Below are 17,856 nucleotides of genomic sequence, written 5' to 3'. Positions count from 1 at the left end.
AATGGATAAATAATATAGTGTACGTTTAGTCTACTTTAGTAAATTAGAGGTGGGGTGTCTACTATGCCAATTCGTGCTGCAACAGAACGCGATGCTGAAACCATCGCCGAGATTTATAACGACGCTGTGCTTAATACCACGGCGATCTGGAATGAAAGTAAGATCGATTTTCTCAACCGAATAAAATGGATGAGAGACCGTCGTGAGGCAGGTTTTCCCGTCATTGTCTTTGTTGACGGGAACGATTCCGTACTGGGTTATGCATCATATGGTGACTGGCGTCCATGGGATGGTTATCGCCACACTGTTGAGCATTCTGTATATGTGCACAAAAGTGCCCGGGGACAGGGAGCAGGTAAAGCTCTGATGGAGAAATTGATCAGACTGGCTACTGATCAGGGTAAGCATGTCATGGTAGCTGGCATTGAATCTGAAAACGTTGCATCCATATCGCTTCACAAAAAGCTCGGTTTTACAGAGGCTGGCAGATTGTCAGAGGTGGGCAACAAGTTTGGACACTGGCTGGATCTGACATTCTTGCAGCTACGCCTTGATACCCGGGCACATCCCTGATAGTGGATATTCCCAGAACGTCACAGTAAAAGTAATCACAGTCACACGGACGTGCCGGTGACAGCGTTTAAGACTAAAACATTTGTGATGCAACGAGAAAAGCGCCTGTAACCAGTAACATCGCGCCGATTATAGCTGGCGTATTTTTAAGCAATCCTTCCGTACCGCTGCGGTAGATGTCATATCCGAGACCTGCGACAAGCAGACTGGCGACCAGTACCGCAATTGTCCGCGAAGCACCGATATTTTGATAACCCGTTATTACCGTGAAAACAAAAAAAGAACCTAAAATGCCCGGCAGAAGCATCCAGCCTTTGAAGGACTGCAGTAGTTCATAAAACCCTGATATCCCCGTCTTTCCCGCCAGTAAGCTGACAAGTAAAACAAGCCCTACGGCAGAATTCAGCACCAGAGCTATCAGTACAGTTGAAGCCGAGTAAGTTATCCTGGTCATCAACGTGTTCTGAATAACCAGCGCAATTCCTCCGGCAATTAGCATCAAGAATGTTAGTGCTGAAGCCATGTTAACTCCTCTGAGTCTTACCAGTGGGATAAGAAATTAGTACTTTATAGTAGATCTATTGCCTACTATTTGAGATGGCCCCGCAAGGAGATTATGGCGCCTCAGAATAAACGCCAGGTCAGTTTCAAAGATGCAGATCAAGAAATGCGGATATCCGCTTCTCGTTCATAGCGGACACTGAACAACAACGTCCGCTTTGTGCCAGAAGCAGACATTGCGAAGCGACTCTCATCCAACTGAGGGAAGTAAAGATTTATGGTAGCTTGTAACTTTCCTGGGCTTGCTTAAGAGACAGTAAATGCTTACTGGGCTGAACCATATAACAATCGCTGTAAACGACATTTCCTGAAGTTTTGATTTTTACGTGGAGACATTAGGTTTTACACCTAAGGCCAGATGGGCCTCTGGTGCTTACCTTTGTCTGGGTGATTTGTGGCTGTGTCTTTCTGCTGACGAGGTTAGTCCTCGGCTGGATTACACTCACTATGCCTTCAGTATTCGAAGCAAAGATTTTGATGTGTTTGCTAATCACTTAAAATCATTTGGGATTAAGGAGTGGAAATCGAACAAAAGTGAAGGAAAGTCCATCTACTTTCTGGATCCGGATGGGCACAAGCTGGAAATTCATGATGGGGATTTAAACAGTCGCCTTAGTGCATGTTTGAAGCATCCCTACAAAGATATGGTGTTTTTCAACGACATGGATGGAGCTGAACAAAAGTGATTTGATAACCCAGAAGATCGGCAAGGTTATTCCAGATGCTTTCCTGATTCAGTGCATTCTAAAACTTTATGTCCGCTCCTCGCTCATAGTGGATATTGGCTCGCGTGTTAGTCCGCTTTGTGCCAGAAGCGGACGTTGTTTGGGATCCTGACCGTAAAAATAGCGCATCAACGTTGTTTGCGTTCCACTTCATCTGGCATCACCGCTTACATTTCCTGGCGATCAGCACCGTATGCCACGGCTTTCATTACCTGCAGCGCGCTCAGACGCATTTTTAACGCGGCTTCAATATTGTCATAGGCTGTACTGCCCAGCGGCAGACGTAATGGGGGGCTGGCAGCATCAGCCGCAGCAATCATCGCTGACACGCATCTTTCCGCATCGCCTTTAATCGCAAACTCACCAGACATTAATGCCGACCGCAGTTCGCCCGCCGGTGTATTGTGGTAAGCTGGCAGGGCATCAGCCATATCCAGTCCCGTACCGAACTGCGTGGCAGTCGGCCCCGGTTCAACCAGCAAAAAATCAATGCCGAACGCCGCGACTTCCTGCCGGACCGCTTCGACAAAACCTTCAATTCCCCATTTAGTAGCGTGATACAAACTGAAGTTGGGATAAGCAATCTGGCCGCCTTCTGATGAAACCTGCACGATACGACCGCCGCCCTGCTGTCGTAAAAACGGAATCGCCGCGCGGATAAACTGAATCGAACCCGTGAGATTGGTGGCAATCTGTCGCTCAATTTGCGTATCGCTCAATTCTTCGGCTGCGCCAAACAAGCCGTAGGCCGCGTTGCTTACCACAATATCAATCCGTCCCGCCTGAGCGAACGCAGCTTCAACGGTGGGTTTCATTGTTGCTGACCTACTGAGATCAAGCATCATCACCTGCAGATGTTCGCCGTAGGTTGCTGCGAGGTCATCCAAAGCGGTTCTGTTTCGAACACTTGCGACTACCCGATCACCTCGGGCCAGTAGCATTTCACACATCAGGCGCCCCAGGCCGCTGGATGTGCCGGTTATTAGCCAGGTTTTCATTTAGGACATCTCCGTTTAATAAGGCGGATAACATCATAAACCGGATTATTGGTGGCATAATCTCCATAAATAAGAATGGGGTGGTGGGAAATATCCAACAATGAAGCGACCTTCCTGGAATGAACTGCAGGCTGTAAAAGTCATTGCCGGACAGCGCAGCTTTAGTCGCGCTGCTGAAGTGCTCGGACTTAAACGTTCAACGCTTAGCCATATGATCAAAGGGCTGGAGGCGACACTTGGTGTGCAGTTGTTCCATCGCACAACACGTAGCGTTGCGATGACCGAAGCAGGTGAAATGCTGATTGCGCGTCTTACCCCCTTGCTGACGGAAATGGATGAACTACTGAATGACGTCACCGCCAGCGCTCAGCAGCCTTACGGTACGCTGCGCATTAGCGCCAGCGATGCGGCAATCAGCCTTCTGCTGGAAACGGTATTGCCAGCCTTTATCCAGCAAAAGCCGGGGATTGAGATTGATTTAGTCGCACAGGGACAACTGGTGGACATCGTCGCGCAGAGGTTTGATGCGGGCATCAGGCTGATTGAAAATGTCCCTAAAGATATGGTTGCAATTCCGCTGAGTGGCCCTCTGCGCTTCGTTACCGTAGCATCGCCTGGATACCTGAGCGGGCGTCCGAAAGTCTGCCATCCGCGGGACATGATGCAACATGCATGTCTGCGCCAGCGTCTGCCGGGCGGAAAACGTTACCACTGGGAATATAAGCAGCATGAGCAACAGTTTGCGCTGGATGTGCCAGGCAGTCTGACCCTAGACAACAGCGCGTTGATGGTAGAAGCGGCTGTCGCAGGACTAGGTGTAGCGTATGTGCCAGAGCCCTACGCCCGGCAGGGTCTCGACACAAAACGGCTGGTTAGGTTACTTGAAGATTGGACAATTACGTCGCAGGGCCTCGCACTCTACTTTCCGCAAAATCGCCATATGCCCGTTGCACTGCGGTTGTTCATTGACACCGTTAAAACCGTGACGTCTGCCTTGAATTAACCCTATTTATTCGGCCAACGGGCAATACGGATTAGCAGTAAGTGAACAAATCCGGGCGGTTCAGGCCTTACGTCCGCTCCTCGCTCATAGCGGACATTGGGCCGGATAGCGTCCGCTTTGTGCCAAAAGCGAACGAGGCTTGAATCGCTGCCTGAAATCTGCTCTCTTTGATTCTCGGGGCTTATGAAGTTATAAGCTCACCGTTACGGACACTGCTACCTTCCCCCGTCTGACACAATGCTATATTTACAGCTGGTTCATTTAACGGAGGATTAATGGATTCGGGCGAGAATTACAATGAAAAAACACTGGATCTCATTGGTAGCATGGCCCGCAGGCTGCTCAGCCAGAAAGCCACGGTAGGGAAAGATGAACTGATAAATGCACTGGAACTGCTTAGCAAAAGCACTACGGACTGACGTGTGCGGGAAAACAGCACAAGGGCGAGTCGGATGCTGAGTCACCGGGTACACTGACTTAGTAAGGCAGAACGTAATCGGTGCGATAAAAAACCGGATAAACACCCGTGCCCGATACTCTGCTGGCAAGAAAACTCGCGTGAACTCGCTTTATTTCAGTACTGCAACTACCGAAACAGAGGGCTGTGGCGAGAAGCCTGCTGGTCTGCCTGATTGCCTGTCTGATGATTTCGCGACGGGCAGCCTCTGTCTCCACCTCAAGCATCTGTTTAAGCTGTCGGGAGAGGGTGAAAGCGCTGAAGACATCTTCGTCCTCAAGCAGTGTTAATATTGCTTCGCCAATAACGATATTGATCTTTTCTTCTTCACTTCTGAACATATCAAACTTCCTGTTGCCTGGCGGTAAAGTCCGTCGCGGCGGACAAGCAGTATTGCTCTTGAGCGGCTATAACCTTTGTCTGATTTCAGTAGCAGCTCTGACCTGACTGAAACTGTGAAATCATACCTGCCCTGAGTGTAACAGAGTGGGACCAGTCTGCCCGATGTTTCACCAGCCTGGGCGCATCTTTTATTCCACCACCATAGGGGTGATGAGCATTCTGCGAGATCAACTATTGTGCGTGTGAGTCTCATTAAGTCTCTATTGTGCCAGGAGCAAATATTGATGGCATCGTGTGATGTTATTAAGTCGAAGGATGCATGAGGCCTGCTGTCTAAGGCTGAATGGCGCTGGTGAAGATGTATGATTTTTTGAGCTGTCTGCTATTAAATTTTATGCGCAATAAGCAGATCTTTTTTTATGCGAAATCCAAAAAACGCTTAAAGATTTAAAAATCTCGAAACCACACGGTTTGAATCCGGAGGGTAAATTCGCGTGAGGCAAAAAGCACCTCACTGTAACATTAATGAAAATAACGTTTTTTTCAGTCTTTCCATACCTTCATAAAGATTGCTGTAAAACGGCCAGAAGAACGGCGGCTCCTATACTTAAAGATGATAATACTTAACCCAAAGTGAAGATTTTATGGCAGCAAAACGTGTTGGAGCCGGTAATTTTGCTGAGAATCCGGAGCGCGCGGCAGAGGCCGGACGGAAATGTGGTTAGTTAATCGGAGGGAATTTCACAATAGCCCTGAGCGAGCCAGTGAAGCGGGCCTCAAAGGAGATCTGGTAAGAAAAAAAGGCGTTCAGACGCAGTTGCTTCCTGATGTTTGATGAAAAAAGCCTGCATCCGGAGGGCTTTTCAACATTGGAACATGGCCATGCGGTTAAATCAGAATTCCCGGCAGTTGAGATATATTGTACTTAGTTCAGAGCATATCTGACGCTTGCGATCGTATTGTGCCTTCGCACTTAAGAATGGCTGTCCGGACACTTCGGACAGCGACCTGTATTGCAGCCTCGCGCACTATTTCCTCTGTGAGGGGCATGAAGGAGCGGAGCTTAAGATGCAGCTGAGCGCAGGTTATGGGTCCTCCCTCATTAAGCAACATGATAACGGCTTCACCCATTATTTTATCGGGCAGACATTCTACTTCTTTTTTGAACATGCATAGCCGTCAGCGGTGGGCGCTCTTCCTGTCTGGCAGAGCTGATATACAGGATAGGTCAAATATCGCTTCGGTGTACCCGGACGCTGAGATGGTTTTGCTTTGGTGCCTCAAAATCCAACACTGTCTGCCGAAAAAATAAAATCCCCGCTTACGCTTGTTGTCCTGTTGAAGCCTTTTATCATTAAGGCCAATCGGCGGCGGCTCCGCTCGATTACCATAAAAGAAAAGTCACGAAATCCTCTTTGAACCGCCTTAACGGCGGTTTTTTTTACCTTTAAAACCTTTTGTTTACTCCTGTCTGCTGACCATGCCAGGAATTCCTGGCTGGGCTGTTACGTTACGTTTAATTTGGCTGAATTTGCTTGCCGCTATCATTTTGATATCTGCTCATCTCTCATCGATGACCTTACGCCATACGCATGTCCGCATAGTGCCAGAAACGGATATTATTTGAGTAGAGCAGTTTCACCTGGCTTAACTCGTCTATTTATTTCACAGCATCTTATAACAGGTTAATGCTGTTTATCAGATAGCAACGGCTTCATGAAACTGCGTTCGTAGCTAAGGATGAACTTTTTTTGGTTAGCTTCATCGAAAAGTTTGACACATTCAGCCTTACTTAAAATGGCTACTCTGTATTCTTCATACTGCGCCAGACTATCAAAGCTAAACAAACAGTAGGCTATGTTATTTGCACCTTCCGATGGAAGGAAATACCCATGATGGATGCCACCCATAGATTCCACAATTTCCATCCAGTTTAAAGCATAATTCTCGAAATCGCTTAATTGATATGGATCAATAACATATCTGACGTGACAAGTGATCATTCTCTTCCCTCATGTGAAATAACACGCTGTTTTTATACACTATTCAAAGTTCTCATCACAGCGCCTGCAATAAAATAGTATCAATTCTGATTGTTCGCTTCTCGCTTAAAGCAGCAAGTCCTGTACACACGGTTGATATTTGTCAGGAGTAATGCTTATCCTCCTGACAGGTTTCGATGTGGCATGAGAAAAAAAGGTGTCATTTATCAATTACGAAGATGACAAATTTACTGGCACTGGCTTTGATAACTGTCTGCCTTATTCAGGAGGCAAAGCCTGCAGAATACGCTGCGCATCATTTGCGCTGAGCGGATAATCGTAAAATGTCCGGTAAAATTCCTGTGTGGCTTTGCGCAGATCCCGCTTTGAGAATAGCGCCGGATGCAGCTTTTTTGCCGCCCACTGGATCTGCAGTGCGACCTCAGTACCATAACGATCCCATGGAAATACACCTGATGGATTCTGCCAGACCTGGCGCTGCTTCACGGCTTTTACGCTGGCAAACAGCGTCCCGAATTCTGAGTCTGCCAGTGTTCCCGCTTCGGCTCCGATGATTATCACATCCGGGTTCCAGCGAATGACTTCCTCCGGAGAAACAGGCCGCATGTTGCCATTAACAGATGCCGCTACATTCCGGCCGCCGGCAAGCCTGATCCAGGTGTCAATCAGGGTATTGCGGCCATCCACTTTCAGCGGATGCAACGACTGGATATGCAGTACTCGCGGACGCTGTATGTCCGTGAGTGACGCCGTTTTAGCCTGAATATTTGCAATTTGATTATCCAGATAGTGATTGTATGCCTGCGCGCGGGCTGCCGCGGCTGGCGTGCCGACCACCTGAGCCGTGGTGATGAGCGAGCGTTTCATCGAGTCAAAATCATCAAAATTCATTGCCAGCACGGGAAGACCAGCCTGACGATAGGAGCCTGCATCAGGGTCGCTGGCGGGAACGAAAACGGCATCAACCTTTCGCGCTACCAGCGCTTCACTGTTAAATGTCCTGCCATGCGCCTGCAGCGCCCGGTTTAACGATGGCTGCACTTTAAACATCCATGGTCGATCTGCAGGATGGTTTACAGTTGCCACGATGCGATCGCCGGCACCCAGCGTCATGAGCAGAGAGTGATGGGCAAACCAGGCATCGGCAATGTTCCGGGCAGGTTTATTTATCTCTACACGGTTTCCACTGTCGTCAGTCACTGTCTGAGCCGACGCCAGGGCACTGACTATCAGCAGCGGTATTGCCCATTGCAGGCTTTTCATTTTTAACTACCCCGTCAGAAGCTAAGTTGCATGGAAACCTGCACCATGCGCGGTTCCCCCAGAGAGGCGCTGGCATAACCGGCACCGCTGTAGCCGTTCAGACCGCCCGGCACTATATTGGTCCAGTAGTGCCGATTCGTGAGGTTGGTAACATCAAGACGAAAGGTTGTAGCGGTCTCAAACAGACGAGTCTGATATGCCGCCCCCATATCCAGTGTGGTGTAACTGCTTACCCAGCCCTGATTTTGATTATCAGTAGTGCGCTGTCCCACATAGTGAATGCCACCGTGAATATCCGTGCCGCTGAACATCGGTAAGTCATAGGCCGCGAACAGGCTGGCCGTGTAACGTGGCAGACCCACGATCTGTTTATCAGCAGTCTGACTGCTGACCGTTTTCACCAGGCGGGGATCCAGCCAGGTCATGCCGCCGAACAGGTGCAGACGATCGGTGACATCCCCATCGGCTAACAGTTCAACGCCGCGGTTACGCTGCTCACCATCCACCCCGTAATCTCCGCTGGCGTTGGTATAAGCGAATGGACGTTTAATCTCAAACAGCGCGGCAGTAAGCAGCAGCTTATCAATAGCCAGTTTGCTGCCCATCTCGATCTGGCGACTCCGGTATGGAGCCAGAATTGTTCCGGCGTTACTGGCGGTAGCGGGTGCGGTGTCGCCCTGCTGCAGGCTGTCGGCGTAGGTCACGAAAAGCGTCAGCGGATCGACTGGTTTGTAGATCACGCTGGCAGAGCTGCTAAAGCCACTGTCTGAGGCGTTACTGCTTCGGCGGCCCGTTCTGGCATAGCTGGATGAGCTGAGCAGGCTTTCGCTGCCCGCTAACAGTACGCTCCATTGTGGAGAAAACTGAAGGGTATCGCTCAGCAGAAAAGCGTGCTGGGTGGCTGTTGCAGAATGGTAGCGATGGGTGAAATCAGGATAATCAGGCTCATTGAACGCCTGTGGATTGTCCAGCGAAGCGCTGCCCAATGTTAAAGTGCCACCATTTCGCGGGTTGTAATTTTTCCAGACAAAGCCCCGCACGCCGGTGGCTATCTGATGATGAATACGACCAGTATCAACCTCACCATTTAAGTCAGCCATGTAACTGTTAATCGTGAAGCGGCTGGCTGTCGCTGATGACGTCGTGGTCGTGTAATCGCCACGGTTACTGGTAAACGTATTAGTCACAGCAGTCGATTCGCGATCGGCGATCTGACGCAGCACGCCGACTTCACCGAGCCAGTTGCCATCAAAATCATGCTTCAGATGGACACCGGCAGTCAGCGTGTGGTTATCATTTCCCGCGTAGGATTGCCCCAGGTGTGCTGTTTTCGGGTCTGGCGATGCGGGAAATGTTAAGCCTTTACCCAGCGCAAATTTCCCCGGCAGACCCTTTTCATAAAAATGGTAATAGCTGAAATTAGTTTCAAGCACAGTCTGGTCGCTCAGGGTCGCATCCAGTCCCAGACTGAAAAGCTGACGCCGCTTCTTACTGCCGCTGACATAGCCATTGCCCTCATCATCCAGCATATTCAGCCGGTAACGTAGCCGGTCATTTGCATCCACCGGACCACTGAAATCACCCGCGACCTGATGAGTCGGGCCTGTACCGGCCCCCAGGGTGAAGCTTCTCTGAGGTGTGTCACTGGCACGCTTGCTGACAAAATTGAATAAGCCCGCCGGATTGGCCGGGCCATATAATGCGCCAGCAAGGCCATTGAGCACTTCAATATGGTCAAACTGTTCGGCTGCATAGTCCGTGGTCGACACGACATTGAGCCCATCAATCATACTGTTCTGAACAACGCTTCCCTGCATACCACGTGTCTGAGGACGAGCCCCCTCTCCCTGAATGGAAGGCAGGTAGCGGTAGAGATCGCTCACACTTTTAAATTGCTGCCGTTTCATAAGCTGGGGGGGAATGGTCTGAACTGACCACGGGGTGTTACGAACTTCCTGGGCACCCAGGTTTCCCAGGGTTGCTTTCTTATCGGTTTCGGCAAGTGCGTCGGATGACAGAGCGTTAACGGTCATGGCTGGTTGTTCGTTCGCGGCATACACAGGAAAAGCAGACAATAACATTGCGCTGGTGAACGTTGTTTTCACCAGGGTCGGACGTTTAATAAACATGAAGTTTCCAGAACACTGTCGACGGGGCAGGCACAGCCACTTATCGTTGTATTGAGGATTATATAACGATTATTGTAATTTAATCGACCCTTAGCCAGTACATCCGAACACTTGAGGCGTGGTTTGACTGTGAACTTTTCAGGCGAAACGGGCCGCGCGTAAGAGTGAGCGAGGCGGGTCGTACCCTGGCCGGTCAGCCTACCGAGGGGTTCATGGGCATAGAGCGGGCCTGTAATGCCTTCAGAAGCCACAGTCAGTTTTTGCGTCTCAAAGCTCTCTCTACGCTTAGCATGAGATGGCTTCTGGACGTGCTCAACAATTTCCGTGAAAACCACACCACTCCCGGAATCGAGATAACCAGCGTCTGGATGGATATGGACGAGGTGGACTTCAGCCGCGAACCTTACGACTGTGCAATTCTGCTCGGCAACGGTCATTTTGGGGAGAGTACAGAGAGCAGGCTGCTTTTCAGCGAGTGGCTGATACCGGTCTGTTCTCCTGCGATGCTCGTCAGCGCAAGGAAGTTTCTTCCTGACTGTGACCTTATCCATCCCTCCCCGGACCGTCGTGACAGGCGGAGGTGGCTGTAGAGAACCGGGCGTTTCAAGGGGCTCAGCATCAGTAGCGAAAAAGTATTTGATACGCTGGAGCAGGGAAACCTTGCCGCCCTGAGCGGACATGGCGTCTCTGTTGGTGACCTGCTTTTGAGCAGCGAGGCATTAAAAAGTGGTCTGCTAGCACTTCCTGTCACGGAGGCGGTGGCAACCGGTGACGGATATTATCTGGTGTGGCCGGAAAATTCTCCCGTAAAGCAGAATGTTGAAATACTGCTGAACTGGCTTAATCGCCATATCCCTCAGCTTCCTGAGGAGAACCTGAAATACCTTAATATTGACGAAAAAAAGATTTCCTGAGCAAGGCTCGCTCAATAAGGCCTGTCTGCTGTAACCGTACACACAGCATGACTATTGTACATGCCAGTTCATTTTTTGACTTGAGCAAAGGTGTTCTGCCGCAGGCAAACTGAAGGTATACGTAACGGGGGCTGGAGCGGGATTACCGTGGGGACTGATGGATGGACTGGCCATTTCTTCCGTTCCGGTTGAAAAGGCAGGTATGGCGGCGGGCCTGTTCAACACCGTTCGTGTTGCAGGAGAGGGTATTGCTCTTGCGATAGTATCCGCGTTTCTCACTGAGATGAACGATCTGAATCTTAACAAAACCGTGCATGGTTTTTCGCCACAGGAGATTCACCTTGCAGCATCCTGGCTGGGAGGCGGTAATATTCAGCAGGCCATCACCCTTCTAACCGGCGTGCCGTGTGAGGTAGTCCAGGTCAGTTATGACAATGCATATTCATTGCTATTTCAGGTCCTGGCTGCACTAACGTTTGTTTGTGCGATTACTGTCTGGGTCATGCTGGGCCATAAGGCCTTTGATTCAGCTACGGCCAGTACTGATTCCAGAGACGATAACATAGAATACTGACATGAGTGCTGTGTCCGCTTTGTGCCAGAAGCAGACTTTGATACGCGGTCTAAAAGCTGCAAGGAGCATGCCGAGCTTAGGTTGAACAAATTTATGTCAGCCTTACAAGGACTTCGCAAAACAGACCGCCTCTTTCCGACCTACGTATGGTCCGTAATTCTCTATGCGTATGTATCCGTTTTTCTCATAGAAATTTACAGCCTTACGGTTAACATGGCGCGTTTCAAGCCAGAGTTCGTTATATCCCATGCTCTTCGCGGTTGCTTCCAGGAAGGTAAGCAAGGCGTTACCAATACCGGGAAAGCTACGGTCCGAAAACATCCTTTTAAGTTCAGCTATATTTTCAGTTAACGGTCGAACAGCTCCGCATCCTATCGCTTTTCCCCTGCTGTCCCGTGCCAGTGCCCACAAAGCTCTGTACTCATTTATTGAGTCTGTTGTGAAGTTGCTTTTGCCACTATCGCCGGTAATAGAGGCGAGTTCTGCTGACAGTTTTTCTATTAAGTGACGAGAGTCTGGAGAAAGTGGATCTGATTTCTCTACTGTTATCATGCCAGTATCCTTTTCAAATAATATTCGTCAGGCCAGAAAGCAGATGATGACAAAAACGTCATCCTTCAAATAATGATGCTGAGTAGATAGCTTGCAGCATAATCGCCTGAACGGACATGCCTTTACGTCCGCTTTTTGATCATAGCGACCTTCAATCTCACATGAACGTTATCGATGTCCACAGACATCAACTTTTTCGCCAGTAAGTCTCTCAACCACCTTTATTGCGTCTGGATCACCATGCCAGGCCATGCAACTTAAACAATCTCCACCACAGTCTAAATTCAATGTGTCTGGTATTTTACTCATTGGCTGATTGCAGGTCTGGCAATTGTTTTCTCTCACTGGAAATGGCATCCGTTTTTTGATTTTCATTTCAATGTTTCCCGACATATCACTCTTATGTGCGCTGTTCGCTCATATGAAACAACCATAATCACATCCCCTAACCCAAAGGAGATTGAGCATGACAACATCCCCGCTGGAATAAGGACGGTATTATTGGCCAGAAACGGCTTCTTCAGATCTCTCATATCTGGGAAATCCGTATCAGACTTGAGCTGTAAGTAAAAGTGCGCGATTTAGCTCTGCTTAACATGGCTCTGGACAGTAAACTTCGGGACAGTGATCTGATTAAGCTAAAAGTTTCTGATGTGGCCTGTGGGCACTCTGTTTCGGGCCGAGCGACAGTGCTGCAGCAAAAAACGGGAAGCCCCGTTCAGTTTGAACTGACTAAGGGAACAAGAGAGGCTGTAGCAGCATGGATCAAAATGGCTCATCTGCGTAATAGCGACTATCTGTTCCAGTCCCGCATTGGTTCTTCACGGCATATCTCAGCCAGGCAATATAACCGTATTTTTCATGGATGGATTGATACGCTGAATCTCAACGGGACTCTGTACAGTAGGCATTCTATGCGAAGAACCAAGCCATATCTGATCTATAAAAAAACGAAGAATCTTTGAGTGATCCAGCTACAGTTTGGTCACAAAAAACTCGAAAGTACAGTCCGTTATCTCGGTATGAAGTGGATGATGCACTGGAGATATCTGAGTCTATTGAAGTTTAATTTGTGGGGGCTGCAACAGCAGCCCTGTGCCAGAGGCGGACATTTATGAATTTGCCTCGCATTAACTGTGGAAAAAAAAATTTATAGTGAGATATTCTGATTATTGTTTTTCAACAGGAGGATGCATGGAAAGTCTGTTTGTTTATGGAACGCTGGGGCCAGGCCGTCCTAACGCTCATATTCTCGAAAAGATAGGTGGTACATGGCGCGAAGGGCATGTCGCAGGCTCCCTCATCAATGAAGGTTGGGCAGCCGAAATGGGCTATCCCGGTATTATTCTGGATAACTCAGGCAATCGCGTGCAAGAATTCCTTTTTACGTCAGATAATCTGCAGCATCACTGGGATGTACTTGATGAATTTGAAGGTAGTCAATATGAGCGCGTGCCTGTTAAGGTTACTATGAGTGATGGGGAAACCGCCAGTTCATACATTTACATGTTAAAAAAATAATGGCATTAAGTCCGCTAATCAGCGGGCTACCTTCTCTAAAAACCCTTTTATAACGTCAGCTCCTTGCTCATAGCGGACGCCTGACTGCATGTAATCTGCTGTGTGTCAGGAGCGGACGCTGGGTACTGCCTGAGCATAGTTAAACCGCGTGCCATCGCGCTCTTCCCAGGCGATTTTGAGGTTAAGAGAAACCTCCTGAGAATGACTGAATTTTACTGAGGGTTAAGTTATCTCAGGTATCTCAGTTTCATTTCACCGAATTGTAAGCCTTGAAGGCGGGATTTTTTTCAAAAATTTCAGCTACAAAATCCATGAATACAGTCGCCCGTTTTGGCAAAAGTCGATTGGCAACATAAACGGCCTGGATGGGAACGGGCGAAGCAGTGTAATCAGTCAGCAATAACTGTAATTCGCCATTTTCCAGTCCCTCTTTGAACAACCATTCCGGACCCTGTGCGATCCCAGTCCCTGCATTGACAAATTTCTGTATTGCTTCAGGTGAATTGACCCTGAGCCGGCCAGAAACAGGAACACTGATATCCTGAAATTTCCAGGTGGCTCCTGTCGTCAGCAGGGTATAAATCAAACAATCATGTTTTTTTAAATCTTCTGGTGTATCAGGGGTTCCGTGTTTAGCCAGGTATTTGTTACTGGCAACACAGACTCGCACAAACATCCCAAGCCTGCGGGCACGCATAGCACTGTCCTCCAGGTGGCCAATGCGTATTGCCAGTTCAGCCCCTTCATCAACAAGATTGATATAGCGGTCATTAATCTGCAGGTCAAGTTCCAGCTCAGGGTAGCGTTCTAAAAAAACCGGGATGTGCGGTACTAAGAATGTATGAGCCAGTGCTGTAGGGCAGGCAACGCGTAACAGCCCTGTTGGACTGACATTTTCTCTGAAAGAAGAATCTGACTCTTCGACGGCTTCAAGAATTCGCCTTGCTTCCAGATAATAACGTTCTCCTTCAGGCGTTAATGAGAGCTTGCGGGTCGATCTGTGAAGTAATCTGGTCTGCAGATGTTCTTCGAGGTTTGCTACATGACGACTGATGTTCGGTTGCCCTAAACCTAAATCCCTGCCAGCAGCGGAAAAGCTGCCTCTTTCAACAGTACGGACAAAACATGTCATCAAAAGTAGTTTATCCATTTTATTGCCCATCTATGCTTTTAAAGCATGAAATATATTCAAATATACAATCTTATCACTCAGTTTGCATGAGCATATATTTTCTCCCTGTCGGTCATTCTCTGATCCGTCGTTAAATCCAGCAGGAGATTTTAAGATGTCCAGATTACAGGGTAAGCGCGCACTGATCACAGGCGGAACTAGTGGTATTGGTCTTGAAACAGCGAAGCTGTTTATTGCAGAAGGTGCCCGCGTTATTGTTACCGGGGTAAACCCGGATTCAATTGCAAAGACAAAAGCAGAACTGGGTAATGAAGTGTTAGTAGTAAGCGCTGATTCCGCTGATGTAACCGCACAAAAAGCGCTGGCTCAGGCGGTAAAGGAACACTTTGGTGAGCTTGATATCGCTTTCCTGAATGCAGGCATATCGATGTATATGCCAATTGAACTATGGACAGAGGAGCTGTTTGACCGCATTTATGATATCAACGTCAAAGGCCCTTACTTCCTGATGCAGGCTCTGCTGCCCGTCTTCGCCAGCTCTGCATCGGTGGTCTTTAATACATCAGTAAATGCTCACACAGGCCCCGTGAATTCTTCTGTGTATGGCTCAACGAAAGCAGCATTACTGAACATGTCGAAAACACTTTCTAATGAGCTGCTTTCCCGTGGGGTCCGTATCAACGCAGTGAGCCCTGGCCCTGTTGACACACCGCTTTACGATAAGGCGGGGATACCGGTCGAATATCATGATCAGGTAATGAAAGATATCGTTGCAACCATTCCTGCAGGTCGTTTTGGTAAGCCTCAGGAAGTAGCGCAAGCAGTGCTTTACTTCGCCTCTGATGAGTCTGCCTGGACTGTTGGTTCAGAAATCATCATTGACGGCGGCGTTTTGATTTAAGCCCCAAAAATAATATCTACTATTAATCAAGCCCGTCTCCTTTTATAGCGACGGGCTTTCATTCTATTTGGCGTCTGAGATGTCTATCCAATGTCCTGCTCCTGGTTAATCAACCCTGGTGCAGCTTTGTAATAAGCCCGTGGTGAGGGTAAATACAGAGTTCCGCTTTTCGCTCACAGCGGAGCTTGCAGCACGTATATCCGCTTTGTGCCAGAAGCGGACACTTTAGTTTAAATATGGACATGTCAGCATCTTTTTTGATTGCTTCAGACTGGCCCGGTTACTTCACTACCGGGTCCTTTTTAAGGGAAAGCATGTTCATAAACTCCTCATCCAGATGAAGGTGTTGCCGGACAAGATCAGGAGGTGTACTGGCCAGCCACTGGTTAAGTGAAATATCGGCATAATGATCACTTTTGAAAAGCTCAAGAAAACGTAGTGGCCCCTTACCGGTGTTTTCGATGTAGTGTCCCATAGCAAAAGGAACATATCCCACATCTCCGGCGCGGTAGTCGAAAGTCCTTGCCTGACCGGATGATGCAAAGACCCCCATCCGCCCCTCACCTTTAAGGTAATACTGCCATTCATCATTGTTAGGGTGCCAGTGCAGCTCCCGCAGTCCGCCCGGCTCAATTTCCACCAGTGCGGCGGCAATCGTTTTTGAAACCGGAAAATTGGACGAATCTGTGATCCTGACGGTTCCTCCCGGTGCGCGTACAGGCTCCTGTGCCAGCATCCTGTGTGTAAAGCGGGTTTTCGACTTCGCCGCGCCTTTAATGCTATCTGATTCCAGGCTGCCCGGAATCTTGCCAGCAAAAATGTACTCATCATCAGGCGAGGGCAGGTGCGAAAATGAAGATACCGGTACCTTGAAATTTTTGGCGAGAATGTCCGGGGGAACATGCCTGAACCAGTCTGACAGCAGAAAAGTGCTGTCCTCATCAAAATTTCCGTCGTCAAAAGCCAGTAAAAATTCACAGCCATCGGGACCGAGCCCCTGAATCGAGTGGGGAATACCGGGTGGAAAATACCATAGATCACCTGCAGCGATATCATCTACAAACCACCCTCCGCTGGCGTCAAAAGCGGTAACCCGCGCGTTGCCGTAAGTCATATAAGCCCACTCCCCCTCTTTATGCCAGTGCAGTTCACGGATACCTCCGGCATTGAGACGCATGTCCACACCCGCGATTGTGGTAGAGATGCCCAACTCCCGCTGTGTCACCTGACGCGTCCAGCCACCGCTTCCCTTGCGAACATGTGCATCACTAAAAGAAAAGCGAAGATTTGGCAGCGTTCCGCTGTCTGTGTCGGGTGGATTTAAAATGTCCGGATTTTCTGCCTCACGGGTAGGATCATGGGGGCCGGGATCCCGTCCCCCAGCTTCGGTCCCTGCCGGAAACGTCTTTACGCTGTTGTCATGTGCCATGGCCTGACCAGCTGCAAGCGCGACAGTGCCACCTGCCGCAAAAGCCATAAAGTGTCGTCTTGTCAGTGATTTCATATCCATCCCTCCTCAGAATATTTTTTTATACGGCTTTTTTTTATTACCGCTCTGAAGTTATAAACGGGCTCAAAGCTTAGGGAATAACAACTTTGTAACACTGAGGAAAGGGGTAGAATGCTCATCAATAGTAAAGATTAGTGAAAGTATTAAGTAAATTTGATGTTGTTTAATAGCAGTATAGTTATAAGGGTCTTATCCTGAAAAACAAAGCACTTATCGTCAAATAATGCGTGCCGTTATGATTTTCTTTTCCCCATTAATGAGTAACTATTGATAAGAATTTTTACGAATTAAGCGGTTTGATAAGGCCTGAGTCTTCGGAAGCTCTCACACACGGTCTCAGATAGGCGTACGGTTGTTGAGGGCTGCATTATTCTCCCTGATTACACCCCAGACAACGAAGTCCGCTTCTCGCTCTTAGCGGACATTAATGACGTGGTATTTATAAAAACATGGTGCAAAACTCTTGTTAAATTGAGCTATCTAGTGGAAGTGAAAATTTAAGACCGGAGAGAGCCTGAAGTGAAAGCATTTACGGTGCGTCGAATTAATGAGAGCGATCCAGAAGATTTCAGAAGAGTTAGACTGGAAGCATTGCTCCTTCATCCGGACGCTTTTGGCGCGTCCTACGAAGACTGGAGCCAGAAGCCAGCACCATTCTTTGCTGAAAAAATTGCGAACCAATTATGTTTTCGGTGGAT

14 protein-coding genes and 5 pseudogenes are annotated in these 17,856 nt (G+C 48.6%); 10 read left to right on the top strand and 9 right to left on the bottom strand.

What is annotated here, in order from left to right:
• The first annotated feature begins 63 nt into the window (after window positions 1-63).
• Window positions 64-573, top strand: a complete 510-nt coding sequence (locus tag FA92_RS20300; protein WP_033784934.1) for a GNAT family N-acetyltransferase — start codon at window positions 64-66, stop codon at window positions 571-573.
• Between the two features lie 73 nt (window positions 574-646).
• On the opposite strand, the gene FA92_RS20295 is transcribed toward FA92_RS20300, so the two are convergent.
• Window positions 647-1,096 (bottom strand): DMT family transporter, encoded by a 450-nt coding sequence (locus FA92_RS20295; protein ID WP_033784933.1) that lies wholly within the window; start codon window positions 1,094-1,096, stop codon window positions 647-649.
• Window positions 1,097-1,394: 298 nt separating this feature from the next.
• Between FA92_RS20295 and fos the strand changes: the two are divergent.
• Window positions 1,395-1,820 (top strand): annotated as a pseudogene (gene fos / locus FA92_RS20290) (fosfomycin resistance glutathione transferase).
• A gap of 206 nt (window positions 1,821-2,026) precedes the next feature.
• Here the strand turns inward: fos and FA92_RS20285 are convergent.
• Window positions 2,027-2,857 (bottom strand): SDR family oxidoreductase, encoded by an 831-nt coding sequence (locus tag FA92_RS20285; RefSeq protein WP_033784932.1) that lies wholly within the window; start codon window positions 2,855-2,857, stop codon window positions 2,027-2,029.
• Between the two features lie 100 nt (window positions 2,858-2,957).
• On the opposite strand from FA92_RS20285, the gene FA92_RS20280 reads away from it, so the two are divergent.
• On the top strand, window positions 2,958-3,860 hold the full coding sequence (locus FA92_RS20280; protein WP_033784930.1) for a LysR family transcriptional regulator: 903 nt from the start codon (window positions 2,958-2,960) through the stop codon (window positions 3,858-3,860).
• 275 nt (window positions 3,861-4,135) lie between these two features.
• The gene (locus tag FA92_RS23510; protein WP_197061521.1) at window positions 4,136-4,279 is read left to right on the top strand and encodes a hypothetical protein; all 144 of its coding nucleotides are present in this window, start codon (window positions 4,136-4,138) and stop codon (window positions 4,277-4,279) included.
• Window positions 4,280-4,337: 58 nt separating this feature from the next.
• Here the strand turns inward: FA92_RS23510 and FA92_RS23375 are convergent, their stop codons facing one another.
• Window positions 4,338-4,658 carry a hypothetical protein gene (locus FA92_RS23375; protein WP_051926571.1) on the bottom strand — a complete coding sequence of 107 codons (321 nt, stop codon included), beginning with the start codon at window positions 4,656-4,658 and terminating at the stop codon, window positions 4,338-4,340.
• A gap of 645 nt (window positions 4,659-5,303) precedes the next feature.
• Between FA92_RS23375 and FA92_RS22870 the strand changes: the two are divergent.
• Window positions 5,304-5,494 (top strand): annotated as a pseudogene (locus tag FA92_RS22870) (general stress protein).
• An 850-nt stretch (window positions 5,495-6,344) separates the two neighbouring features.
• Here the strand turns inward: FA92_RS22870 and FA92_RS20265 are convergent.
• The 3 genes from FA92_RS20265 to FA92_RS20255 all read right to left on the bottom strand — a co-directional run bounded on the left by FA92_RS20265 (window position 6,345) and on the right by FA92_RS20255 (window position 9,958).
• The gene (locus tag FA92_RS20265; protein WP_033784928.1) at window positions 6,345-6,662 is read right to left on the bottom strand and encodes an NIPSNAP family protein; all 318 of its coding nucleotides are present in this window, start codon (window positions 6,660-6,662) and stop codon (window positions 6,345-6,347) included.
• A gap of 258 nt (window positions 6,663-6,920) precedes the next feature.
• Complete coding sequence (locus FA92_RS20260; RefSeq protein WP_033784927.1) at window positions 6,921-7,925, bottom strand: ABC transporter substrate-binding protein; 1,005 nt, start codon at window positions 7,923-7,925, stop codon at window positions 6,921-6,923.
• A 14-nt stretch (window positions 7,926-7,939) separates the two neighbouring features.
• A complete protein-coding gene (locus FA92_RS20255; protein ID WP_239780565.1) occupies window positions 7,940-9,958 on the bottom strand; it encodes a TonB-dependent siderophore receptor in 2,019 nt (672 codons plus the stop codon).
• Between the two features lie 185 nt (window positions 9,959-10,143).
• On the opposite strand from FA92_RS20255, the pseudogene FA92_RS23125 reads away from it, so the two are divergent.
• Window positions 10,144-10,968: pseudogene (locus tag FA92_RS23125) on the top strand (LysR substrate-binding domain-containing protein); the annotation flags it as partial.
• 127 nt (window positions 10,969-11,095) lie between these two features.
• Window positions 11,096-11,542: pseudogene (locus tag FA92_RS20245) on the top strand (MFS transporter); the annotation flags it as partial.
• A gap of 102 nt (window positions 11,543-11,644) precedes the next feature.
• Here the strand turns inward: FA92_RS20245 and FA92_RS20240 are convergent.
• Entirely contained in the window at window positions 11,645-12,094 is a 450-nt protein-coding gene (locus FA92_RS20240) for a GNAT family N-acetyltransferase (RefSeq protein ID WP_033784925.1), read from the bottom strand.
• 497 nt (window positions 12,095-12,591) lie between these two features.
• Here FA92_RS20240 and FA92_RS22865 point away from each other — a divergent pair.
• A pseudogene (locus FA92_RS22865) lies at window positions 12,592-13,163 on the top strand (tyrosine-type recombinase/integrase).
• 125 nt (window positions 13,164-13,288) lie between these two features.
• Window positions 13,289-13,615, top strand: a complete 327-nt coding sequence (locus tag FA92_RS20235; protein WP_033784924.1) for a gamma-glutamylcyclotransferase — start codon at window positions 13,289-13,291, stop codon at window positions 13,613-13,615.
• Between the two features lie 247 nt (window positions 13,616-13,862).
• Here the strand turns inward: FA92_RS20235 and FA92_RS20230 are convergent, their stop codons facing one another.
• The gene (locus tag FA92_RS20230; protein ID WP_033785161.1) at window positions 13,863-14,765 is read right to left on the bottom strand and encodes a LysR family transcriptional regulator; all 903 of its coding nucleotides are present in this window, start codon (window positions 14,763-14,765) and stop codon (window positions 13,863-13,865) included.
• A 136-nt stretch (window positions 14,766-14,901) separates the two neighbouring features.
• Between FA92_RS20230 and FA92_RS20225 the strand changes: the two genes are divergently transcribed.
• Complete coding sequence (locus FA92_RS20225) at window positions 14,902-15,648, top strand: SDR family oxidoreductase (RefSeq protein ID WP_013196030.1); 747 nt, start codon at window positions 14,902-14,904, stop codon at window positions 15,646-15,648.
• A 280-nt stretch (window positions 15,649-15,928) separates the two neighbouring features.
• On the opposite strand, the gene FA92_RS20220 is transcribed toward FA92_RS20225, so the two are convergent.
• The gene (locus tag FA92_RS20220) at window positions 15,929-17,152 is read right to left on the bottom strand and encodes an oxalate decarboxylase family bicupin (RefSeq protein ID WP_033784923.1); all 1,224 of its coding nucleotides are present in this window, start codon (window positions 17,150-17,152) and stop codon (window positions 15,929-15,931) included.
• Window positions 17,153-17,856: the final 704 nt, after the last annotated feature.

The organism is Pantoea sp. 9140 (genome assembly GCF_000745295.1).
GTDB classification, from domain to species: domain Bacteria; phylum Pseudomonadota; class Gammaproteobacteria; order Enterobacterales; family Enterobacteriaceae; genus Pantoea; species Pantoea vagans.
The sequence above is the reverse complement of the archived record's forward strand: the minus strand, read 5'-3'. Positions and strand labels throughout refer to the sequence as shown.